Annotated in this window: 19 protein-coding genes and 1 pseudogene; 8 read left to right on the top strand and 12 right to left on the bottom strand. The window is 34.1% G+C overall.

All coding sequences use genetic code 11. The features are described 5' to 3' along the window. Positions 1-22: 22 nt before the first annotated feature. From GM3708_RS14290 to GM3708_RS14265, 6 genes are all read right to left on the bottom strand, one after another. A complete protein-coding gene (locus GM3708_RS14290; RefSeq protein WP_066348343.1) occupies positions 23-2,806 on the bottom strand; it encodes a cyclic nucleotide-binding domain-containing protein in 2,784 nt (927 codons plus the stop codon). 85 nt (positions 2,807-2,891) lie between these two features. Beyond that, positions 2,892-3,701, bottom strand: coding sequence for a nitrate ABC transporter ATP-binding protein (locus GM3708_RS14285; RefSeq protein WP_066349495.1), 810 nt, complete (start codon positions 3,699-3,701; stop codon positions 2,892-2,894). Positions 3,702-3,817: 116 nt separating this feature from the next. Beyond that, positions 3,818-5,818, bottom strand: a complete 2,001-nt coding sequence (locus GM3708_RS14280; protein ID WP_066348341.1) for a nitrate ABC transporter ATP-binding protein — start codon at positions 5,816-5,818, stop codon at positions 3,818-3,820. Positions 5,819-5,929: 111 nt separating this feature from the next. Next, positions 5,930-6,760 carry a nitrate ABC transporter permease gene (gene ntrB, locus GM3708_RS14275; RefSeq protein WP_066348340.1) on the bottom strand — a complete coding sequence of 277 codons (831 nt, stop codon included), beginning with the start codon at positions 6,758-6,760 and terminating at the stop codon, positions 5,930-5,932. A gap of 45 nt (positions 6,761-6,805) precedes the next feature. After that, complete coding sequence (locus GM3708_RS14270) at positions 6,806-8,155, bottom strand: CmpA/NrtA family ABC transporter substrate-binding protein (RefSeq protein ID WP_066348337.1); 1,350 nt, start codon at positions 8,153-8,155, stop codon at positions 6,806-6,808. Positions 8,156-8,585: 430 nt separating this feature from the next. Further along, on the bottom strand, positions 8,586-10,013 hold the full coding sequence (locus GM3708_RS14265; RefSeq protein WP_066348333.1) for an NAD(P)/FAD-dependent oxidoreductase: 1,428 nt from the start codon (positions 10,011-10,013) through the stop codon (positions 8,586-8,588). Between the two features lie 270 nt (positions 10,014-10,283). Between GM3708_RS14265 and GM3708_RS14260 the strand changes: the two genes are divergently transcribed. From GM3708_RS14260 to GM3708_RS14245, 4 genes are all read left to right on the top strand, one after another. Then, positions 10,284-11,804, top strand: a complete 1,521-nt coding sequence (locus tag GM3708_RS14260) for a type II CAAX endopeptidase family protein (protein WP_066348331.1) — start codon at positions 10,284-10,286, stop codon at positions 11,802-11,804. A gap of 73 nt (positions 11,805-11,877) precedes the next feature. Further along, the gene (gene ldpA / locus GM3708_RS14255) at positions 11,878-12,918 is read left to right on the top strand and encodes a circadian clock protein LdpA (protein WP_066348330.1); all 1,041 of its coding nucleotides are present in this window, start codon (positions 11,878-11,880) and stop codon (positions 12,916-12,918) included. A 98-nt stretch (positions 12,919-13,016) separates the two neighbouring features. Further along, a complete protein-coding gene (locus GM3708_RS14250) occupies positions 13,017-13,334 on the top strand; it encodes a hypothetical protein (protein ID WP_071827623.1) in 318 nt (105 codons plus the stop codon). An 80-nt stretch (positions 13,335-13,414) separates the two neighbouring features. After that, on the top strand, positions 13,415-13,756 hold the full coding sequence (locus GM3708_RS14245; RefSeq protein ID WP_066348328.1) for a ferredoxin-thioredoxin reductase catalytic domain-containing protein: 342 nt from the start codon (positions 13,415-13,417) through the stop codon (positions 13,754-13,756). Positions 13,757-14,219: 463 nt separating this feature from the next. Here the strand turns inward: GM3708_RS14245 and GM3708_RS14240 are convergent, their stop codons facing one another. Then, positions 14,220-18,494, bottom strand: a complete 4,275-nt coding sequence (locus GM3708_RS14240; RefSeq protein WP_066348326.1) for an S-layer family protein — start codon at positions 18,492-18,494, stop codon at positions 14,220-14,222. A gap of 282 nt (positions 18,495-18,776) precedes the next feature. Next, positions 18,777-18,908 carry a photosystem II reaction center protein PsbN gene (gene psbN / locus GM3708_RS14235; protein ID WP_066348319.1) on the bottom strand — a complete coding sequence of 44 codons (132 nt, stop codon included), beginning with the start codon at positions 18,906-18,908 and terminating at the stop codon, positions 18,777-18,779. Between the two features lie 93 nt (positions 18,909-19,001). Here psbN and psbH point away from each other — a divergent pair, with 93 nt between their 5' ends. From psbH to GM3708_RS14220, 3 genes are all read left to right on the top strand, one after another. Beyond that, the gene (gene psbH, locus GM3708_RS14230) at positions 19,002-19,205 is read left to right on the top strand and encodes a photosystem II reaction center phosphoprotein PsbH (protein ID WP_066348317.1); all 204 of its coding nucleotides are present in this window, start codon (positions 19,002-19,004) and stop codon (positions 19,203-19,205) included. A 53-nt stretch (positions 19,206-19,258) separates the two neighbouring features. Then, positions 19,259-19,519: a TatA/E family twin arginine-targeting protein translocase gene (locus GM3708_RS14225; protein ID WP_066348313.1), complete on the top strand. Its 261-nt coding sequence runs from the start codon at positions 19,259-19,261 to the stop codon at positions 19,517-19,519. A 118-nt stretch (positions 19,520-19,637) separates the two neighbouring features. Continuing rightward, positions 19,638-20,618, top strand: coding sequence for a GHMP kinase (locus tag GM3708_RS14220; RefSeq protein ID WP_066348311.1), 981 nt, complete (start codon positions 19,638-19,640; stop codon positions 20,616-20,618). Between the two features lie 3 nt (positions 20,619-20,621). On the opposite strand, the gene GM3708_RS19460 is transcribed toward GM3708_RS14220, so the two are convergent. The 4 genes and pseudogenes from GM3708_RS19460 to GM3708_RS19655 form a co-directional block, all read right to left on the bottom strand. Continuing rightward, complete coding sequence (locus tag GM3708_RS19460; protein ID WP_082714136.1) at positions 20,622-21,077, bottom strand: restriction endonuclease; 456 nt, start codon at positions 21,075-21,077, stop codon at positions 20,622-20,624. A 74-nt stretch (positions 21,078-21,151) separates the two neighbouring features. Next, positions 21,152-21,292: a hypothetical protein gene (locus GM3708_RS19455; protein WP_231933219.1), complete on the bottom strand. Its 141-nt coding sequence runs from the start codon at positions 21,290-21,292 to the stop codon at positions 21,152-21,154. 3 nt (positions 21,293-21,295) lie between these two features. Then, a pseudogene (locus GM3708_RS19660) lies at positions 21,296-21,544 on the bottom strand (DNA methyltransferase); the annotation flags it as partial. Between the two features lie 116 nt (positions 21,545-21,660). After that, positions 21,661-22,173, bottom strand: a complete 513-nt coding sequence (locus tag GM3708_RS19655) for a DNA methyltransferase (protein WP_255358452.1) — start codon at positions 22,171-22,173, stop codon at positions 21,661-21,663. A 256-nt stretch (positions 22,174-22,429) separates the two neighbouring features. On the opposite strand from GM3708_RS19655, the gene GM3708_RS14210 reads away from it, so the two are divergent. Further along, the gene (locus GM3708_RS14210) at positions 22,430-24,985 is read left to right on the top strand and encodes a DUF3536 domain-containing protein (protein ID WP_066348310.1); all 2,556 of its coding nucleotides are present in this window, start codon (positions 22,430-22,432) and stop codon (positions 24,983-24,985) included. Positions 24,986-25,041 lie beyond the last annotated feature (56 nt).

Raw genomic sequence — 25,041 nt, 5'->3', positions numbered from 1 at the left:
TTCCCCTTTTTTTATTCTATTACTATTTTGTAATCAGTTGTTTTAAACGACTACTTTCTAACTCTAAAATACGGCGAGAAAACTCTTGATCTTCTTCTAAAATACTATCAAAACTATCTATTGCGATCGCTAAAATTTTTGTAGGAGTAGTTTTGGCAATAATTTTTCCCGATTGTTTGCCATGAGATAAAACTTCTAATTCATCAAGAATTTGTCCGGGTAATAAACTGGAAATAATAGGCGTATCATTTTCACGGGGTAAGATAATTTCTACCCTACCATTAATCAATAATAATAACTCTCTACAAGTATCTCCTTCGTCAGAAATAATCTCATTTTCTCGATAATAATTAAAGTAAGATAATTCAGCTAATTCGATTAGAGTATTGCTATGAATTCCGTCAAAAAAGTTAGCATTACCTAAATAAATTACTTTTTCTAAAGTATTAAAATTAGAGAGATTTAGTGTTTCAGAATTAAGTAAAATTTTAGCGGTTTCTTTGACTAACAAATTAGTTTTAATTGTCAACAAATTTTCAGCTTCTTCTCGCCCTAATTTTAAATCAATTTGTGCCAAAATATAAAGACTAATTGTTTGAGTAATAGGGTTCGATTCCATTAATAAACCTTGTAAATGACCGATAATTGTGTTTATATCAATATCTAAAGAACAAGTTGGAATCTTATTGGTAGGTTGACTTAATAAATTTAAAATTTTTGGTTGTAAACGAGAATACCAACTCGAAGCGGAATTTTCTAACACATCTTGTAAAACTCCGGGAGAAAGATTAGCTAAATTTTGGGTAATTTCCTCAGAAATACTTGAATCTTCGCTATTTTCAATAATTTCTAATAATGCTCTCACTAAGAGACGTTTTTTCTGCTTCACGGTTTCTCTTAATAGATTAAGAATTTCCCCTTGAGGAAGAAAACGAGGTTGATTAAGCGCGTGATAACGTTCAATTAGTTGCTCTAGTTGTGATAGGATATGTTCTGCTCGTGCTATGATTCCCGATTCAGGTTGTAAACCCTGTAAAATTTCTTCCTCTTCTTGATAAGTAATACAATATTCTTGACGTAGTTTGCGTATATCCTGAGAATTATTTTCTAAAAGTTCGTCAAGGGAAGCCTTTTGCTGTAAAGATAGCATTCTTTCTAAGGCTTTGCGATAACCAGTTAAACGTACAGAATTTTCGACAGAATGTAGTTTAGAAGGATCGAGTAACGAAGGATCTTCGACACCTAATTCTGTTAAGATTGTACGGTGTTCATCGTCAGTAATATTTAATTCTGAACGTAATTGTTCCAAAACTTCTAAACTGCTAACAGTGTTAACATAGCCTTCCTCTAAAGATTCTTTTAAAACACCTTTATATACTTCCTGGCGTTTATCTTTAGTAAAACCGGGCAAAACTTTTGCTAAGACATAAACCTCATCAGTATTGAGATTTTCAAGAGATTTTCCTTCTAAAAAACGGCTGATATTTAAACCTAATTTTTTTAATTGTTTTCTAAGACGAGTTGCTAAACTTTCTTTGGAGTAAATTTCTGGACTTCTACCCCATGTTTGATATACCCAAATTGAACTTAAGAAAACTAAAGCAAAATCCCAAATATATTGAACTTTTATGGGTAATAAAACTAACCATGATCTACCTGCAAAAATAAAGAAAAAGTCAAAAATTATAAAAGTTAAAATACTAAATATTCGATGTCTAATTAACTCTGAAGGAAGTTTATTTTTATATTTATTTTGATAAAACTTTTCGATATTTTTACCTAAATAATAACCAGTGATAGTAAAAATACCTAAGGTAAGAGGTACGGCGATAATTTTAGGTATAGGAATTGATTGATTAAAAAGATAAAAACCCGGATTTAAAAGAGTACTTAATTGATTTTTTTCATAAGCCCAAATTCCTGAAAAATAGTAATCCCAATTACCAGCATATAAGTAATAATAAATAAAATAACCGATAACTAAACCAAAATAACCATAGTATAATAATTGTCGATCGCTTTGATTTATACTATCCCAATAACTTCTTTCCGAGTCAATGTCAATACAAGGACTTTGACAAGCAATACAGGCACTTTTTTCTTGATTATCTTCAATAATTCGGCACATAGATTGAGTGACTTTATCATCTCCAATATGAGCTTTACTGGTAAATAATCCTTTTGGTTCACCGTAAATTTGTTGCACAGGAGACATCGGACAGAAATAATTACACCAAGATTTTCCACCGAAAAAATAACCAATAAAAATAGCAATAAAAATAGTAAATAATAACCAAATAGCAAGAGCTAATCGATCGGCATTAACAAAGAGTATTCGGGAGCATAAACCAATAAAAAACCAACCCATTTGTAGATATAAATAATTGCGTCCTAACCATGAATTTTTATCAACTCTAGGTATCTCAAAACGCACTGAGCCATTAGCACTAACCCGTTTAATTTTACGTTGCCAACCTAATGCTCTAGGAATTTGAGAAAGGAAAGATAAAGGACAAATTCTACGCCATAATTCATGACCAAAAACAAGGAGAATAAAGATAGAACTAGGAACAACAATTCCCCAAAAAATAGGAGCGCCTAAATAATAAGCATTTTTTTCTAAACAATTACCTTGAACTGCCACACAAGTATCTAAATTAACCCTTAATGGACTACCTAAATTATCAGGAGAAGTTAATAATGGAGAAATAGGATCATAAAATAAAGATAAAATTATTAAAAACCAAGCAATTGTTAAGATCCACCTAACAGAGTGCATGGTTTTTTCTGGAGTTTTATTAAACATAAAAATTGTGATATTAAAATTATAAAAAATATAAAATATTTATTAAATATAAAATGTTAATTGTTAATTATTAATTGTTCGTTATTTAAGCGACATCATCGTGAGCAAAACGATTATAGAGGAAATCTAAAGCATAATTACGCAAATCATAGTATGTTGGATCTTCCATAATACGCTCTCTGTCACGAGGACGAGGAAAAGGTATATTTAATATTTCACCAATAGTTGCAGAAGGCCCATTAGTCATCATAACGAGTCGATCTGCTAAAAACAAGGCTTCGTCTATATCATGAGTAATCATTAAAACATTACAACGATATTCATTCCAAATATTAAGTAATTCTTCTTGTAACTCTTCTTTGGTAATAGGATCTAATGCACCAAAAGGCTCATCTAAAATAAGTACTTCAGGACGTATAGCTAATGCACGGGCGATCGACGTACGTTGTTTCATACCCCCAGAAATTTGTGTAGGCTTCTTGTCGGCGGCTTCCGTTAAACCTACTAAGGCTAAATGATCCCTTACTATGGCTCTTTTTTCCGCTTCTTTTTTCTCAGGATATACCGAATCAATAGCTAGATAGACGTTTTCAAATACCGTTAACCAAGGTAAAAGGGCATAATTCTGAAATACTACCATGCGATCAGGCCCTGGTTTGGTAATGGGTTTACCTTTTAATTGTACTGATCCTGAAGTGGGTTGAGCAAAGCCTGAAACCATGTTTAAAAGTGTGGATTTACCGCAACCAGAATGGCCAATTACACAGATAAATTCTCCTTGATTAATGGTTAAATTAACGTCTTGAAGAACGGTGTAACTTCCTGTGGGAGTAGGATAAACTTTAGAAACATTTTCGATGGTTAAAAATGAGTCTTGATAGAGTTGTTTTTCCATTTTTTGTGCGAATTGTTTAGTTGATATTTGCATTATTTTTTTCTCCTGTTTTGTTGTTTCACGCAAAGGTGCAAAGATGTTTGTTTTTATTTTCGGGTGATGAATAAGGTTAGAAGTTAGACGTTAACTAGGATACGGGAGTTAAGGGGAATTTCCGCCATCGTTACATTACGCTTAATTTCAAGATGGTTTAAATAACCGATGGGATCTTCACCATCAAAAGGTATTCCATCAAATAATTTAATGGCTTCTCGGCGATATTTTAAGTCGCTTAATCCTAATTCACGACAAGCAGTGCTAAAGACACCAACTCGGCATACTCTTTCTAAAATTTCTACCCAGTTACGAGGAAAGGGAATATCTCCCCATCGTGCCATTTGTGTCAGCATCCATAAATGTTCTGTCCGACTTGGGCGATTCATGCCGTCTCCATAAAACCGATGATGAGCATATTCAACAGATTTTTCTAAGTTACAACTGTAGGAATTAGGATCGCCTAATTGGATGTAGTCAATGTTCGTACTTAAATATTTGCGATCGCTTAAAATAGTGCGTATTTCTTCCTGATTACTAGGATCAGCACAATATTGACAGGCTTCCAAAAGGGCTTTGACAAGGGCAATATGGCTATTAGGATAGTTGTTTGCCCAATCTTCCCTTACCCCTAATACTTTACCCGGATGTCCATTCCATACCTCCAAATCTGTTGCTACGGTGAAGCCAAAACCTTCCATAGCCGCCCGTAAGTTCCACGGCTCACCGACACAGTAACCATCAATACTACCTGCTTTTAAATCAGCGATCATTTGTGCAGGAGGAATAGTCTGTAAGTGCACATCATAATCAGGATCGATGCCTTCAGCCGCCAACCAATATCGTAGTAAAATATTGTGCATAGATGATGGATGTACCATACCAAAAGTATGATTTTCTTCTACAGATTCCAGTAACATTCTTTTGAGATGATGCCCATCATGAATTCCCATGTCATAGAATTTCTTAGCGAGAGTTACACCATTACCATTACGAGTCATTGTCAAAGCACTCACAACGGGTAAAGGTTCGTTTTGATTGCCTCCTACCGTTAACCAAGTGGGCATTCCCGCCGGCATTTGAGCCGCATCTAAATAACCTCCAGCGATACCATCAACAATACCTCGCCAACTGGTTTCTCTGACTAAATTAACTTCATCTAAGCCATGTTTAGTGAAAAATCCTTTTTCTTGGGCAATGGCTAGAGGTGCGCAAGCGGTTAAAGGTAAAAAACCGATTTCTAAATTGACTTTTTCTAAGCCATGACGGGAGATAACTCCTTGTTTTTGAGCTCGAATTTTTTTGATGCGTTTTTGTTGATTTAAAAAGTAAATAATTTCGCTTCTTAAACTGTAATAACTAGGGTGATTTACTACCTCCATTCTTTGACGAGGACGAGGAATATCTACTTCTAAAATACCGCCAATTTTTGAGCCTGGCCCATTCGTTAACATGACGATTTTATCTGATAATAAAACTGCTTCATCCACATCATGAGTCACCATTATGGCAGTGATTTGATAACGATCACATATTTGCATTAACTGTTCTTGTAAATTCCCTCTGGTTAAAGCATCTAATGCACCAAAAGGCTCATCTAATAAGAGTAATTTAGGACGGATAGATAAAGCACGAGCAATGGCAACTCGTTGTCTCATACCGCCAGATAACTGATTAGGGAACTTATCAACGGCATGACTCAAGCCCACAAGATTAATATGATCTTCAACGATTTCTTTTCTTTCACTATCAGAATAACCCTTCATAACTTCATCAACAGCTAAAGCGATATTTTGACGAACAGTTAACCAAGGTAAAAGACAATAACTTTGAAAAATAACCATCCTTTCAGGCCCAGGTTTTTGGATTTTTTGCCCTTCTAAAGTAACAATTCCTTCGGTGGGTAAATCTAAACCAGCAATCATATTTAAGAGGGTGGACTTACCACAACCAGAGTGACCAATTAGAGAAATAAATTCACCTTTTTTTATCTCTAAATTAATGCCTTTTAAAGCTAAATATTCACCACCACCTGTTAAAGAAAATACCTTTTCAATATTATCAACTGCGACAAAAACAGACATAATTTTACTCCTTAAAATCTAACAATTTAATAACTTATTAACTTATCAACCTTAACCCTCACCAAAATTTGTAAATATAACCTTTGCACCTTTGCGTGAGAAAATAAAACATTATTGACGAACAATTTTAGATTGAATCCAAGCCATGAATTTATCAAGAATTAAACCAATTGCACCGATATAAATTAGTGCTAAAATAATGTCACTAATATAATTATTTTGATAAGAATCCCAGATAAAAAAGCCAATTCCAACGATACCAGACATAACAATTTCTGCCGCAATAATTGCTAACCATGCTAAACCAATCGCAATTCTTAAACCAGTAAAAATGTAGGGTAATGCAGAAGGAATTAAAATTTTAAAGAAGAATTTTTTGTTAGAAAGTTGTAAAACTTGTTGGACATTGATATAGTCTTGAGGTATTTGTTGAACACCAACTACAGTATTAAGTAAAATAGGCCAAACTGCGGTAATAAAAATAACGAATAATGCGGCAGGTTGGTTTTGCTGTAATGCAGCGAGGGCAATGGGTACCCATGCTAAAGGAGGTACGGTTCTTAAGAATTGAAATAGAGGATCTAATGCCTTATTTAAGAAAGGATTTAAACCAACTAAAATACCAACTCCAATACCAACAACTGCGGCAAAAGAATAGCCGATTAAAACTCTTTGTAAACTAGCCATTGCTTGCCAAAATAAACCCACATCAGTACCACCACGATCGAAAAATGGGTACATTAAATAAATGCGAGTTCGTTCATTGGTAATCAGCGAAATTGGTCCCGGTAATTTAACTAATCCAATAGTTGAAAATAGTTGCCAAATTAATAAAAAACCTAAAATTCCTAAAATGGGGGGTAAAATATTTTTCCCGTTTTTCTTCCAAAATTTAGTTAAAAAATTACTATTATTTCTTGATGTTCTGATGGTGGTAGCCATGATGTAAATTTCCTCCTTTTTTTGATTAATATTTATTGGTAATAATTAAACTTTTTTTATCGCTAAACTATCTAAATAAGCCTTGGGATTTGCTGGATCAAATGTTTTTCCGTCAAATAATGTTTCTACTCCACGGGAATCACTACTGGGAATGTCCGCCGAAGGAATACCAGCTTCGGTTGCCGCTTCTCGCCATAAGTCCGATCGATTTACCTTGTCAATCAAGGCTTTAGCGTTATCATCTAAATAACTAGCAGGTAAAAAGCCCCAACGTACGCTTTCCGTAATAAACCATAAATCGAGGCTCTTATAAGGGAAAGAAACACTGCCTTTATCGGTTTTCCAATATTGAACCGCCATTTTGTAATCATCTATATCTGGTTGCCCGTCACCCATTTTATATTTACCCATTAAAGCTGGTTCGAGTACGGTGGCAGGTACATTAAAATAGTTAGCACCAGACAGTATTTGTGCTAATTCCGATCGATTACTCTGAGTATCACACCATTGTTGAGCTTCCATTACCGCTTTAAGTACTGCTTTTGTCGCTTTGGGATTTTTGTCCACCCAGTCAGCACGAATAGCAAGATATTCTTCAGGATGATTCGCCCACATTTGAGCCGTCAATGCTGGCATAAAACCAATGCCATCGGCAACAATACGGGTAGGCCAAGGATCGCCTGTACTAAATCCTTCCATCGAACCTGTTTTCATATTTGCTACAGTTTGGGCAGCAGGTACAGTCATTAAATTTACATCTGTATCAGGATTAATACCCCCTGCGGCTAACCAATAACGAATCCAAAAATCTTGATTGGCTTTGGGAAAGGTAAAAGCGGCTCGAAATGGCTTTCCTGATTGCTTTAAACCTAAGATATAATCCTTAGCTTTACTCATATCTAAGGTGATATTTTTACCTTCTTGACTTTTGGCGATCGCAATACCATTGCCTTGGGTGTTCAACATAGCGAGAACATACATTGGTATTTTGACGTTATTCTTGGTGATTAATCCTTCAGAGATAAGATAAGGCATCGGCATTTGCCATTGTCCTCCATCTATACCACCACCTGCCGAACCAATTTCAACGTTGTCTCTTGCCGAGCCCCAGTTGGCTTGTTTGGCTATTTCTACCTCATTCATGCCATATTTAGCAAAAAATCCCTTTTCTTTAGCCACAATTAAAGGAGCTGCTTCAAAAATTGGAGCAAATCCTAATTTTATGACAGGAGTTTCGGGAGTCATTTCTGGTGTTAAGGTGACAGGGGTAACACCGGGATTTGATGTGTTACTAACAGGTTCGGGAGGATTGCCTAGACATCCTTTGAGGAAAACTGCGGTAATAGCAGACGTTCCAACAGTAGTTAAAAATCGACGACGAGAGAAATTTGACATTTAGCCTCCTTTTTGAATAGTTTTTTTTCTATGGCTTATTGATTAATCATTTATTTATATCTATAACTATATCCTGAAGATTCTAAAAAAGCTATAATAACAATTCACATTTTAAAATAAGTTATATATGTTTTTTTTATCTATTGCTATGAGGTTTAAAAGCTATTTGTAGTGTGGAGTGAACAATATAACCTTATATTTACCTCAGTTCAATGTAAAAAACTTTGAAAAGTAAAGATTTAAGACTGATGAAATACTAAATTTTACACACGGAAAAGAATTAAACTGGATAAATAATTGTTGAAAATTAATTTTAACAATGTTTAAGTCCATTTTCTGTTCGTCCTATAGTTTCATCTTTGCCAACAAATTTATAATTTATATAGAACTTAGGTAATATTTAGTAGTAGTACGTAAATTCGATTATTTTTTAAAATCCTAACCAACGACGAAAATTAAAAAATTTGGTTAATAAGTTTTGTAATCCTTGATTTTGGGCATATTTTTGTTTAACGAAAAGTAGTGCTGTTTTACTGTTAATTTCGCTTAACGTTGGATAAATATGAATACCTGATAAACTTGTTACTTTAAGATTATTTTTCATGGCTAAAACAATTTCATGGATCAATTCTCCTGCAGATTCTCCGATAATAGTTGCTCCTAAAATATCTCCTTTTAAAGTTGTAATTATTTTACAAAAGCCTTTAATATTTTTTGCTGTTTGTGCTCGATCAACTTCTTTCATCTCTAGTTTTAAAATAATGATATTATCGCCATAAATTTCTCTAGCTTGGCTTTCATTTATGCCAACTCTTGCCAATTCAGGAGAAGTAAAAGTAGCCCAAGAAATAACTCGATAATCAACATTTTTTGTGGGAAAAAATAAGGCATTTTGTAAAATAATTGTAGCTTCATATCCTGCTACATGGGTAAATTGATAACCACCAATAACATCACCACAGCTATAAATTTTTTTATTGCTAGTTTGCAGTTTATTATTAACCTTAATTCCTTGATGATTATATTGAACTTTTGCCTTTTTTAAATCAAGAGATTGAATGTTAGGAATGCGCCCAATAGATACCAAAATTTCTTCGGCAATTAACTTTTCACCATTAACAAAAACTACTTTTTTTCCGTCAATTATCTTTACTTTTTCTGCTTTGGCTGACTTAATTATTCTGATGCCTTCCTCGATAAACTGATTTTCGATGATTTTCGATGCTTCTAAGTCTTCTTTAGGCAAAAGTTGACTTTTACTAGCTATGATAGTAATTTCTGCACCTAATCTTTTTAATGCTTGTCCTAGCTCACAGGCGATCGCTCCTCCCCCCATTATAATAATAGATTCAGGTAAATGCGTTAAAGAAAAAACCTGCTCATTAGTGATAAATCCTGCTGCCGATAAACCTTCAATTTCAGGTATCTCAGGGCTTGAGCCAGTAGAAATGACAAAATTTCGGGGTTTTAATTGTTTTCCACTTACCTCAAAAGTATTTTCGTCAATAAACTTCCCATTGCCGAAAATTACATCTACTCCTAAGCCTCTAAATCTTTCGGGAGAATCATTAGGTTCTATAGTACTAATTACTTTTTGTACATGATTTATAGCTTCAGCGAATTTAATTTCTAAATTGTCGTTATAAATCCCGAAATTATGACTATTTTTAACTTGATAAGCAACTCTACTGGCATGAATTAATGACTTACTTGGTATGCAACCATACCAAAGACAATCTCCTCCTAAACGATGTTTTTCAACTAAGGCGACTTTTGCTTTTAACTGTGCGGCTGCACTGGCAATTACTAATCCACCAGAACCACCTCCAATAATAACCAAATCATATTCTCTTGTCATATTTTTTTTATTTTATTCATCATTAATAGTTTTATTTTATCTTTAGAAAATGATAAAAACCTAAGTAATTTATTAAATATTCGTTAGGATTAGCAACTCAAAATAATTATTTTAAAAACTAAATTTGACAACAAAAAAAGATCTTGCTATAATTAAGTTTAACTATCAACATTAACCATCAACAATCAACTATTAACGTTTAGGGGCTTGATCTTCGAGTCCCTATGCTGTTATTAGTAAGAATAATGTTTTGTTAGGGTAAAAAATTTTATGAACTGGAAGCGATCACTGTTAGCTATTCTTACTGTAATATCCATGTACAGTGTTTTTTTTGCTTTGAGTCAAAGTTTGGGTGAACCTCAAGTCCAAGCTCAATTAGAATTATATCAAACTAATTTAATTCTTAACGCCTCATCATTAAATCAATCTTCTAATCCTTCAATCTCAAACGATGATAATGTAAGTAATATAGCTCAAGGTTTAATTGGCAATGATCCCTATGGTGTGGCACAAAATCAATACGAAAAAGCTTTAATAGCAACAAAAGATTCTTTACATAATTTACAAGAAAAAAATAACTCTCTTTCTAATAGTGAAAAAGCAATTGCTTCAGAAAGCCCTCGACAACAATTAAAACAAAATATTGAGCAAAATCAAAATTTAGTTAATAATCTTAATCTTAAGTTAGGAATTATCTGTGCAAAAGAAAATAACTTAAAAATAGCTAATAATTATTGGTCAAATATTTCAGATGAAGAATTGAAAGAAGTATTAATTAATATTTGGGATAAAAAATTAGGAGGAATTAATAATAAATTGGAAGAAATTGTCTCTGAAAAATTAGACGGTTGGTTTAAATTAAATACTTTGGCTCAATTATATAAAAATCAAAATGATCTAGATAAATTATCAGAAATTAAGTCACAACAAAAAATAATAGCAGAAAAATCTATTTATCGATTATTTAGTTTAAGTATTATCCCTGTTTTTGGTGGTTTAGTTGGTTTTGGTTTAATCATTTTCTTAATCATTCAGTTAGTGATTAAAAAAGAAACCTCAATTTTAGCGACTAACTATAATCGAGTATGGCAATCTCCTTGGGATTGGGAAATTATTTGGCAAGTATTCATCGTTGGTTTTTTCTTCCTCAGTCAAGTTTTATTACCCTTATTATTTGGTTTGAGTGGATTTAATCCAAGTAGTTTCAGTATCAAAGGCAAAGCATTGTATGTTTTAGTCAGTTATTTTTTCATGGCGGGGGGAGGATTATTAGTTTTATACCTATCCTTAAAATCATTTTTTCCTTTACCCGAAGGTTGGTTTAATTTAACTAATAAAAAATGGTATTTATGGGGTATTGGAGGCTATTTAGTGGCTATTCCTTCGGTATTTTTAGTCTCAATTCTCAATCAACAATTATGGCAAGGAAGAGGAGGCAGTAATCCACTCTTATTATTAGCCTTAGAATCTCAAGATAAATTTGCTTTAGCTATCTTTTTTCTTACTGCTTCTATTGCTGCCCCCATTTTTGAAGAAATTATGTTTCGGGGCTTTTTACTACCTTCTCTCACTCGTTATCTACCAGTTTGGGGGGCGATTGTCGTGAGTGGCATTATTTTTGCAGTAGCCCATTTAAGTTTAGCGGAAATCATACCTTTAGCGACTTTAGGGATTATTTTAGGAATAGTTTATACTCGATCACGTAGTTTATTAGCATCCATAACTTTACATAGTTTATGGAATAGTGGCACACTTTTTAGTTTATTTGTCTTGGGAAGTAAAATAAATTAATTATTAATTTTAATAGTTTCGTCATTCTTCTCCTTTATCACGCTTTCATGATTTTTTTGGTTAATTATTTTTGATGGTTAATTTTTCTCCCTTGGAATCTTTACAAAAAGGTAGCTGGTTTAAGTTGATATGTGGTGCAAGTTATCAACATTTACCCTCTATTCGTAATCTTGCCTTAGTTTACAGTTTAGCAGGAGCTGACTGTCTTGATGTTGCCGCCGATAAAGCCGTAATTCATAGTGCTTTGGAAGGCATCACCATTGCTCAAAATTATCGACAAGAAGCTATTAACTTTGGTTACAATCCCCATGAAGTCCCTTTTTTAATGATAAGTATTAATGATGGAGAAGATCCACATTTTCGTAAAGCCTACTTTAATCCTAAACTTTGCCCGACAAATTGCCATCGCCCCTGTGAAAAAATTTGTCCAGCAGAGGCGATAAAATTCAATAATCATCATCAAGGAATAATTGAAGAATTATGCTATGGTTGCGGAAGATGTTTACCAATTTGCCCGATAAATATTATCGATACAGAATCACAAATTATTAGTATCAAAGAAGTTTTACAATGGTTAGACATTTTACCGATAAATGCTATAGAAATTCATACTCAAAACGGACATTTTTTAGAATTTAAAAAAGTTTGGGAAATGATAAAACCTCACCTTTTAAAACTAAAATTAATTGCTATTAGTTGTCCTTATACTGAAAATATTATCCAATATTTAACACAAATTTATGATTATATAAAACCTGTGAAAATTCCTTTAATTTGGCAAACAGATGGTCGTCCTATGAGTGGTGACATAGGTTCTGGAACAACTCATTTAACTATCAAATATGCTCAAAAAATAGCTCAAACAAATCTTGAAGGCTATATACAATTAGCTGGAGGTACAAATGAATATACGGTGGAAAAAATAAAATCTTTAAACTTAATACCTTCGCCAATTTCTGGAGTTGCTTATGGTAGTAAGGGGCGAAAATTAATAGGCAATATTCTCCATCAATTAGAAATAATTTCTCCTAATAATCAATTAGAAGACTATCCTGAATTATTATGGCAAGGAGTTAATCAAGCCTATCAACTAATTTCACCCCTTAAAATATAACAAGAAAAAGCCTATATTACGGAATTAAAAACGGGGAATAAGGAAATAAAACGATAAAATATTTTAAAGATCAAAAATAAAATAGGAGTTCTATAGTTATGTTTAGTAAAAATAATCCTGAAAAATCAATCAATAATCCTAAAATTGAAGATTTAATGATTAATGATATTCCTGAATCCATAACGGAAAAATTAGATACAAATCAACAAACTACGGTAAAATTAGTAGAAAAAATTAGTGGTATTTTATCTCCCTATTTTATTGTTATTGTTGGCTTATACTTATATGATAATAACTTCTTATTTGGTACAGTTTTAATATTAGTAGGTATCTTTTCTTTACTCAAAATTTCCTATGAAGATATTTGGCAATGGATAGAAAAAATTAAAGGTCTTTTTAATCAGGATAGAATATGATAATGTCAATATTCTCTGTCAAATACTCCTAATCAGGTAAAATGAGAACTGATACCGTAGCACAATAGAAAAAAATAATTATGACTGAAGTCAGTAACAATAAAACCCTAGAAGCCATGAAAAACTTTGCGGAACAATACGCTAAACGTACAGATACTTACTTTTGCGTAGATCCATCCGTTACAGCAGTAGTGATTCAAGGTTTAGCTCGTCACAAAGAAGAATTAGGCTCACCCCTTTGTCCCTGTCGGCACTACGAAGATAAAGAAGCGGAAGTAAAAAATACTTTTTGGAATTGTCCTTGCGTACCGATGAGAGAAAGAAAAGAATGTCATTGTATGTTGTTTATTACCCCAGATAATGAATTTTCAGGGGAAGAACAACAAATTTCTTGGGAAGACTTACAATCAGTTAAAATGTAATAAATAGGGGTTGCTGTTGGAAATCAGAAAGCTATAAAAATCAAAGGAAAAAAACACTACACAACAAAAAAAAAGCTGATTTCTGGGGGGTGAAACCCTTTTTTGAGTTAAAAGCTAGATAAGTAGTATGCGATTATAAACTAGGTTTTGCTAAATCATTTTGGTAAATCATAATGAAAAAAACTATTTCAACTGTTGCCTTATTCGAAGTTGCCTAGCCTCACCAAAATAGTTTTTAAACCAACTCCTAAATATATAGTTTTTAATTCTTTTGATTTTATCTTCAAGAATCTGTGGCCAACGCCTACCCGAATAATTAGAAACCCCTCCTTTATTTCTCTCTCAGAAAAAAGATGATAAAGAAAGGGTTATTTTTATCTCAAAAGGTGGGGAGAAAAATATCAAAGATTTAATCCTAAAATGTAAATCTGGTAAATTTCCTTTTACCTATCAAAATAAAGATTTAGATAAAGTAACTGTTAGTTAAAGTATTGTAATCATCTATACCAGAAATGTTGATAATAGCATCATTAGTCGCTGAAAAACCAGCCGTTCCATCGTTGATAGCCAAATAAATATTCAGACCAAAAATGAATACCGCCGCTGTGTTAGCTGTAAATATTCCGGTAGTTAATACAGCACCAATATCTGTGGCACTTAAGCTAGAGACTGTATAAGCATCAATAATATTTGAACTGGCAATATCTGCGTCAAGAAGAGTAATAGCATTTGGAACATCAAATCGATCAACCTCGCCAGTACCACCAGTCAAGGAATTAGCAACAAAGTCAGTGATAATATCAATATTGTTTAAGTTAGAATCACTCAATACAGTATAGGTAAAAGTATCAATCCCAGAACCACCTGTTAAAGTATCAATGCCGATACCACCATTGATAGTATCGTTACCGACACCACCATTAATATTATCAATACCAGCAGCACCAATTAAACTATCGTTACCTGTAGCACCATTGATAGTATCGTTACCGTCACCACCATTAATGGTATTGGCTCCTGCATTACCTGTAATGTTATTATTACTAACATTACCCGTTATATTTAAAGCATTCGTACCAGCAATAGTAGCAAAGTTGAGATTTTCTACGTTGCTCGAAATGACGTAAGTGCCAGTTAAAGTAGTTCCTTGTATTTCAATTGAATCTGTTCCTCCGGTAGTTGTTTCAGTAATTACATCAGAGAGACTATCAATCTTATAGCTATCATTCCCATCACCACCAATTAAGATATCATTACCAGTCCCACCATCAATCAAATTTGCAGCAATATTTCCAGTAATAATGTTTGGTAAGGTGTTACCCGTAGCATTGATAGCGATTGTACCTGTTAATGTCAGGTTTTCGATCGTAGTAAAGGTCACTAAAGAAAAAGTAACATCTGATAGGACTATATCAGTCCCCCCCGTATCACTAGCAACAAGATCATTAATACCTACAATGTAAGTATCGTTACCAAGCCCACCAACTAAACTATCTGCTACAGTATCAACACCACCAATTAAAGTATCATTCCCGTCACCACCATCGAGGGTATCGTTCTCAGCACCACCATCGAGGGTATCATTGCCAGCGTTACCCACTAAGCTATCATTACCTGCTCCACCTGAAAGGCTATTATTACCTGTGTTACCAGTAATCGTGTTGGCTAAATTATTCCCCGTACCGTTAATTGCCGTTGTAGCTGTTAAGGTTAGGTTTTCGATTTCTGCACCTATGGTATAAGTAACGGAGGATTCAACTAAATCGTTTGTACCACCACCTGAGAGTTCAGTGATAATATCTCCTGTCGTACCGACAACGTAAGTATCATTACCCCCACCACCGATTAAGGTATCAACTAAAGCATCAACCCCACTATCTAATCTGTTATTGCTAGAGTTACCGGTGATTTTATTTGCCAGGGTGTTACCAATACCGTTAATATTAATAGTACCTAGCAATTCTATGTTTTCTAATCCTGTCGCTAAAGTGAGAGTAGTAGAAGTTTGAACCGTATCAATACCACCAGTATCAGTAGCAATAAGGTCTCCAGCACCAACGATATATAAATCGTTACCGTTACCCCCCACAAGAGTATCGGCTCCAGAATCAGCATCAGCATTTAAGGTATCGTTACCTTCTCCACCAAAAAGACTATCATTACCTGCCCCACCAAAAAGACTATCATTGCCTGTCCCACCATCAAGGGTATCATTACCTGCCCCACCATCAAGGGTGTTGTTTCCAGTATTACCAGTAATACGATTGTTATCAGTACTCCCAGTACCCGTATTATTACCCGTACCTGTTAGGGTAAAATTTTCAATCCCTATCACTGAAGCCAGAGAGTAACTAACATCGGATAGAACCGTATCAGTTCCCCCCGTGTCGTTAGCAATAAGGTCATTAATACCTACAATGTAGGTATCGTTACCAAGTCCACCAACTAAACTATCGGCTACAGTATCAGTACCACCATTTAAAGTATCATTACCGTCACCACCCACTAAGGTATCTAAACCAGCACCACCGTCGAGGTTATTGTTTCCGCTATTACCCGTAATAAAGTTGGCTGATGCGTTGCCTGTAGCATTCGTATTACCAGTGCTTCCCAAAATAAGGTTTTCGATCGTACTAAAGGTAGCCAAAGAAAAAGTAACATCTGAGAGAACCATATCAGTTCCGGCAGTATCAAAAATTACGTCACCAGTACCCACAATGTAGGTATTGTTACCATTACCTCCCACTAAACTATCGGCTACAGTATCGGCACCACCAATTAAGGTATCATTACCGTCACCACCTACTAAGGTATCTAAACCAGTACCACCATCGAGAGTATTGCTTCCGCTATTACCCGTAATAAAGTTTGCTGATGCGTTACCCGTACCATTAATAGAAGTTGTACCTGTTAAAATTAGGTTCTCAATATTAGCAAAATTAACGCTACTAAGTGTTACTGATTCACCAGCAAAAACAGTATCTGCCGTACCATCACTCGCACCTTCTGAGATCTTGTCTCCATTCTCATAGAAATAGAAATCGTTACCAGTACCACCCACTAAGGTATCATTCTCAGCACCACCATCGAGGGTATCATTTCCAGCGTTACCCACTAAGCTATCATTACCTGCTCCACCTGAAAGGCTATTATTACCTGTGTTACCAGTAATCGTGTTGGCTAAATTATTCCCTGTACCGTTAATTGCCGTTGTAGCTGTTAAGGTTAGGTTTTCGATTTCTGCACCTATGGTATAAGTGACGGAAGATTCAACTAAATCGTTTGTACCACCACCTGAGAGTTCAGTGATAATATCTCCCGTCGTACCGACAACATAAGTATCATTACCCCCACCACCGATTAAGGTATCAACTAAAGCATCAACCCCACTATCTAATCTGTTATTACTAGAGTTACCGGTGATTTTATTTGCCAGGGTGTTACCAATACCGTTAATATTACCAGTGCCTAGTAATTCCAGGTTTTCTAATCCTGTCGCTAAAGTGAAAGTAGTAGAAGTTTGAACCGTATCAATACCACCAGTATCAGTAGCAATAAGGTCTCCAGCACCAACGATATATAAATCGTTACCGTTACCCCCCACAAGAGTATCGACTCCAGAATCAGCATCAGCATTTAAGGTATCGTTACCTTCTCCACCAAAAAGACTATCATTACCTGCCCCACCAAAAAGACTATCATTGCCTGTCCCACCATCAAGGGTATCATTACCTGCCCCACCATCAAGGGTGTTGTTTCCAGTATTACCAGTAATACGATTGTTATCAGTACTCCCAGTACCCGTATTATTACCCGTACCTGTTAGGGTAAAATTTTCAATCCCTATCACTGAAGCCAGAGAGTAACTAACATCGGATAGAACCGTATCAGTTCCCCCCGTGTCGTTAGCAATAAGGTCATTAATACCTACAATGTAGGTATCGTTACCAAGTCCACCAACTAAACTATCGGCTACAGTATCAGTACCACCATTTAAAGTATCATTACCGTCACCACCCACTAAGGTATCTAAACCAGCACCACCATTGAGAATGTCATTCCCAAGATCACCTATAATTATATTGGCACTACTATTTCCAGTGCTATTTACATTCGAAACTCCACTGAAATATAAATTTTCAACATTTGCGGGTAAAGTGTAATTGACTGTGGTAGTTTGTGCAAAATAAATAGTGTCCTGTGTCCCATTAGTACCTCCGATAGTAGTTTCAATTACTTGATCACTAATACTATCAATGAAATAAGCATCATTACCGGCACCTCCGACGAGGATATCATTACCGGTACCACCATTGAGAATGTCATCTCCGGCACCAGCCACAAGAGAATCAATACCTGCACCACCATAAAGCTGATCATTTTGACTACCTCCAACAAGAGTATCACCCCCACCTCCACCATATATAAATCCAGATTTAGAAGCGTTAGTACCGATATTTAAAAAATCACCGATGGTGTCTGCATCTGATTCAAGGAAAAATATATTAGCAAAACTACCAGCGGTGAGATTAAGAACTATATCAGCACCAGTGCTAGGTTTAATAGTAATAGTACTACTTGTTTGTGTTAAAATACCCGTAATAGCTCCTGTAGCTTTATCTATTTCAACAACAGCACCCGTCGGAGTTCCATATACTGAATAAGTTAACCTATCGGGATTACTTAATGCGAGAAGATAAGTAAATTGCCTACCTTGTACAACGGTTAAATCAGGCATGATATTTACCTCGAATAATTATTTTTTGAATGATATTGATAGGCTAGTTAGTTAACTTTTTACTAACTTAGTTCTAAGTTGTTACTCATACTATTTCTTTAATATTGAGCTTACCCATTTACTCTTTAAAAAACATCAGTATATAAACTAATTTTTTAACTATAGCAGTCCTGTTATTCGTGATAAATTTAAGTTACTGTTTCCCTTTTTTTTGGGGGGGTTGGAGGGATCGTATTCTCAATACTCACAGAGGATTGCTATAGATAAAAATACTAATTAATTTTAGTCTTCGTGATCTTCAAAAGGATCGCTTAATTCCGTAGAAGGAGGGCCAAAAGCCGTATAAATAGCGAATCCTGTAAAAGCAATTAACACAGCACCAATACTAAATCCAATAATTGTGGCAGTTTCCATAAGTGGTATTTGTTTGTTAAATAAGAGTCTTCTTACTCTATAATATTACGACAGATAAGAAAAATAATTGTAATATCTAAGGTTAATAATAATATGTCACAACGTACTCGTTTAGGCGATATTCTCAAGCCTCTTAACTCAGAATATGGTAAAGTTGCTCCCGGATGGAGTACAACACCTTTAATGGGAGTTTTTATGCTCTTATTTTTGGTCTTTCTATTAATAATTTTACAAATTTATAATTCCTCTCTTTTACTTGAAGGGGTAAATGTTGACTGGAGTAGTCTTGGTCAGTAAAATTGTTGATTGTTGATTGTTGATTGTTATTCTTTTATTATAAGTTAATTACAATGAATGTTTTTGGTATCGGACTTCCCGAAATGATCTTAATTTTCGTGGTAGCTTTAGTGATTTTTGGTCCTAAAAAATTACCAGAAATTGGCAGAAGTTTAGGTAAAACTATTAAAGGATTTCAAGAGGCTTCGAGAGAGTTTCAAGAAGAGTTTAAAAAAGAAGCTCAAGATATCGAAGAAACTGTTTCCATGAATGCCAAACTAGAACCAAGTAGCGAAACACAAAAAAATGTATCTACTTCCGAAAAAGTTAATTAATTTAAAAATTGATAGTGTTTAAATTATCTAATATTACTAGATTTTTCAAAAAAATATTAAGTTTAAATTTATCTGGTAATGAGTAATTATTCATTATCAATTATTAATTGTTAAAAATATGCTGATTTCCCGTGCACCTGTTAGAATTAGCTTTTTCGGGGGAGGCACTGATTACCCTGAGCATTTTTTACGTCATGGTGGTGCAGTTTTAGCCACTGCCATTGATAAATTTTGTTATCTTACTGCTAGTCCATTTCCTAGTCATTTATTTGACTATACGATGCGTTTGTCTTATCGTCAGGTAGAGTTAGTTAAAAATGTAACGGATATCGAACATAATGTTTATCGTGAGTGTTTAAAGTTTTGTGGTTTAGATCGAGATATTGAGTTACATAATGTGGCTGATTTACCTGCTTTTACAGGTTTAGGATCATCTTCAACTTTTACCGTTGCACTACTTCACGCTCTCCATAGTTTTAAAGGTGAGTTTGTGCGCCCCTTAGATTTAGCCTATGAGGCGATTTATGTAGAAAGAAATTTATTACAAGATAAAGTTGGTTGTCAAGATCAATTAATGGCGGCAGTGGGCGGTTTTAATTTAGTGGAGTTTCGTACAGAAACCGATATAATTGTCCATCGTGTGCCAATTTCCGCCCAACGATTAGCAGAGTTTGAGCAACATCTTTTTGTCGTATTTACTGGCATTAAAAGACGTGCTGCACAAGTAGTGGCGCATCAATTAGAAAAAGTTGTTGATAATACCGATACTTTAAAACAGATGCGTACAATGGTTGATGATGGTTGGAATATCCTCACCAGTGATCAATGTTTTTCTGCTTTTGGTCATTTGTTACATGAAGCATGGATAGCAAAACGTAGTTTATCACAGGTCATTTCTAACCCCGAAATTGATCAAATTTATCAGCAGGGCATCAATGCTGGGGCTTGGGGTGGTAAGTTATTGGGTGCTGGTGCTGGGGGTTTTATTCTCTTTTTTGCACCGCCTGAAGCTCATTCTCGTTTACAATCAGCTTTTTGCGATCGCCAAGTTTTACAAGTAAAAGTTAATGCTCCGGGTTCAGAAATAATTTTTGCCTGATAATTAAATACCATTAATTTCTATTTGTGTACCATTAGATTGTCTCTCTTTTTGTGCCTGTTTAAAAGTACTTTTTCCCCAGCTTAAATCATAGTATTTAGGTTGTTCATTGCCATTAATTAAACCCTCGATACTAAAAATTTGAATAAGTCGATATTGTTTCCCGTTTCCTGCTTGATAAAAACCTGCTTTTGCTGCTTCTTGAATCATAACTTTTGTAGGAGGCGTAAGAATTATAAAAAACCCCATACTAGCGTTATTTGCTTCCATTGTGCCTCGTAAATCTCTAATCATAGACACATTTACATTTTTACCGCCTTTAACACTAACAATAATTTTTTCAATCACAGATTCGCTTTTTACTGAGTCGAAATTATCAAAATAAATAAGACCATCAATACCAGAATCCGCACTTTTTTTCTTTTTACCTTGATAGGGTTGAGCATTAACAAGAGAGATTGTCCACCATTGAAATTGATAAGCATCTCAGTTAAATAAATCTAAGGTGGCATCTAAAGTTTTGGGCATTTCTTCTACTTCAAAAAAGTCTGTTTTTTCTTAATTAAGTCTTCAGAATTATCTAAATATTTTTCACTAAAAGCGTCTCGTAAACGTTTTTCAATGAGGGAAATTGCTAAGTGAGTAATATCAATACCTATCCATTGACGATTCAATTTTTCAGAAGCATGAACTGCCGTACCACAACCACAAAAAGGATCTAAAATTAGGTCATTTTCATTACTACTTGATTCTATAATTCTTTCTAGTAATTTTAATGGTTTTTGAGTAGGATAACCTAATCTTTCTTGATCTGTAGGACCAAATTTAATATCTGTCCAAATATTTTGTAAAATAGCACCTTCATTTTCATGTAAATACTCTTTTAAACCATCTTTTCTAGGACAACCATTTTGTTTTAAAAGTATTTTACCTTGAGTATATAATTCTTCTAATTTTTCAACAGAAAATCTCCACTGTCTATTTTTCCCGGGATGAGTTCTTCTTGATTGGATAGTTCTTGTTTGATAGTATTTAGGAGATGTTAAATTTTCCGCTTTAAAAAACCATTTTCGTCTTCATATTTATATCTTTTTTTTTGTTCTTCAGAATATTCTAATTTGAGAACATTAAAAACTTTATTTTGAGTTTTTGTATAGAACAAAATTCTATCTGAAATTCTACCATATTTTTGTGGATCATTATGAGAAGTTGTTCTTTTCCATGTGATTTCATTTTGAAAATTTTTTGCCCCAAAAATAATATCTAAAATCATTTTTAAATAATGACTAGCAGTAGGATCACAATGTAAGTATAAACTACCTGTTGACTTTAAGACTCGATGTAATTCTACTAACCTAATTGCCATCATTACTAAATAAGCTGAAAGAGAATTTTTTCCTAAAGTGCGTACTAATAAATCTAATAATTCTGCTAAATCTCCTCTAATTTGTTTCAAATCTTGGATACATCTTTCCGATTCAATATTCCATGTCCATGTATCTTCAAAAGCAGTAATTTGTGCCTCAGATTTTTCTCCTTTTGGAGTGTTAAAAATAACGTTATAATTTACCTGAGAATTGAAAGGAGGATCAAGATAAATTAAATCTATTATTTCATCATCAATATGATTTTTAAGAATATCTAAATTATCACCGTAATAAAGTTTTTAATCATCAAAATATTTGCTAATTAAAGACTATTATCTGATTATATTCTCTTTGTATCTGAATTTTTTCAGTAAATTTTCCTTAATGAACATTCAGTAATAGAGAATTAGGTTTAAATAGTAGAAGCAATATTTTTTTTAATCTATGACTATCACCACTCCTATTAAAAACCCTATTCATAAACCTTTGAATCTTGATGATTCTTCTCTACATCAAGCCAAGGGCGTTTATATTACAGTACATGGACATTTTTATCAACCTCCCAGAGAAAACCCTTACCTTAACGTCATTGAAAGACAGCCCAGCGCTCAACCTTTTCATGATTGGAATGAGCGTATTTTTTATGAATGTTATCGTAATAATGCTTTTGCTCGTATTTTCAATAACGATGGTAACATTGTCGGCATTGTCAATAACTATGAATACATGAGTTTTAATATCGGTGCAACTCTGATGTCATGGTTAGAAAAGTATGATCGCAAAGTCTATGAAAAAATAATAGAAGCCGATCATCTTAGTTGTCAACGATTAAATGGTCATGGTAATGCCATCGCTCAAGTGTATAATCATATTATTCTTCCTCTTGCCAATGAAAGAGATAAATATACCCAAGTAAGATGGGGAAAAGCAGACTTTTATCATCGTTTTGGCAGACAACCTGAAGGAATGTGGTTAGCAGAAACGGCGGTAGATTATCCGACGTTAGAGGTATTAATTGCTGAGGGGATTAAATTTATTATCCTTGCACCAACCCAAGCCGAAAGATGTCGCCCAATTATTAGAGAGAATGATGAATGGTTAGAAGTAGGAGGAGGACAAATTGACCCTACTCGCCCTTATCGATGCTATATTAACGAGGAAGATTATATTGATATTTTCTTTTATGATGGTCCTATTTCGGGAGATATGGGCTTTGGTGATGTTTTATTAAGCAGTCATCATTTTTACTCTCGTTTAAAATCAGCAGTGAGAGGTGATAATCGCCCATCGCAAATTATTTCAGTAGCTACCGATGGTGAAACCTTTGGTCATCACAAAAAAGATACAGAAAAATGTCTTGCTTATGCTTTTACTCAAGAATTTCCACAACAAGGATGGACAGTAACTAACTATGCACATTATCTTAGTTTAGTAACGCCGACATGGGAAGTTGAATTAAAACCTGTTACGGCTTGGAGTTGTTATCACGGTGTTGAAAGGTGGAAAGATGACTGTGGTTGCGGTGGTGGTGGTGAATATCATCAAAAATGGCGTAAACCCTTACGAGAAACCTTAAATTGGTTACGAGACGAGTTAACAAAAGTTTATGAGGATGTGGGTTATCACTATTTCAAAAATCCTTGGTTAGCTAGAGATGAATATATACAAGTTATTTTAGATCGTAATCGGGATACTATTAAAGAGTTTTTATCTCGTCATGGTAGTCATATATTATCTCCATCAGAAGAAATTGACGCTTTAAGATTATTAGAGATACAAAAAAATTCCCTATTGATGTTTACCAGTTGTGGATGGTTTTTTGAAGAAATTTCTCGCCCCGAAGGTACACAAATATTACGTTATGCTTCCCATGCTGTGGAGTTAGCTGGAGAAATTGCTGGAGTGCAATTAGAAAAAGAATTTATAACTCGTTTAGCCGAAGCACCTAGTAACATTAAAGAATATGGCAACGGTGAAGGTGTTTATCGTCAAGGCGTAATACCATCGAAAGTAAACTTAGAACAGGTAACTGCCCATTATGCACTAAGTTCTTTATATAATAACTATCAAGATGAGGAAACTATTTACTGTTATTCTACTCGACAATTAGATTATCAAAAACAACAGATAGGTTCTTTGACGTTGGCAATAGGACAAGTGCGTTTAACATCTAATATCACTTGGGAAAGTGGACATTTTATCTTCGCAGTCTTACATCTTGGTGGTTGGGATTTTCACTGTTGTATTCAGCCTTTTTCTAGTCGTTTGGCTTATACTCAGATGAAAGAAGAATTGTTTTCGATGTTGAAACAAACTAGCATCGTCGATTTGATTTTGAGTATGAGTAGGCTATTCGGTAATAAATCTTTTGATTTAAAGCATCTTTTTGCCGAAGAAAGGTTATCAATCATGGAAAAATTGACCACTACTACGAAAAAAAGACTTGATCAGCTTTATACTCAAGTTTATCGGGATAATTATAGTATTTTACTAGCTTTTCAACGAGATGAAGTGCCTATTCCTCAAGAATTGCAAGTAGCGGCAGAAGTTGCCATTTCTTATCGTTGTCTGAAAGTGATTGAGGCTATTAATAATGAAAAACCTGATTTAGATAATTTAGAGCCTTATTTGATTGATTTAGAAGTGATCGCAATAGAAGCTGATGATCTAAGATGTAAGTTAGAGATACCAAAAGGGAAAAAAACCCTTGAAAATTTAATTTTATCCTGTGTTCAAAAAATCTTATCACAAGAAAGCTCCGAGACATTAGAAACGGATATTCAATTAATAAACAAACTAATAACTGTAGGTAAAAAACTAAAACTAAATCTCTGGTTAGATAAAATTCAAGAAATTTATTATGATTTTTTACACCAACAATTATTACCACAATTATCCTTAAATAATGGATCTTTTAAAAAGAATAATCAACTAAGATTGTGGATCAAATTAGCAGAATATTTAGAGATATTTTTACCTTCTTTTTCGGAACAAATTTAATTTTGCTAAAAAATTGGGCAATAATTTGGGTGAATGCCATTCACCCCTACATTAAT

This window comes from Geminocystis sp. NIES-3708, from assembly GCF_001548095.1.
In the GTDB taxonomy this organism is placed as follows: Bacteria; Cyanobacteriota; Cyanobacteriia; order Cyanobacteriales; family Cyanobacteriaceae; genus Geminocystis.
This window is presented reverse-complemented; position numbering and strand designations above follow the sequence as displayed.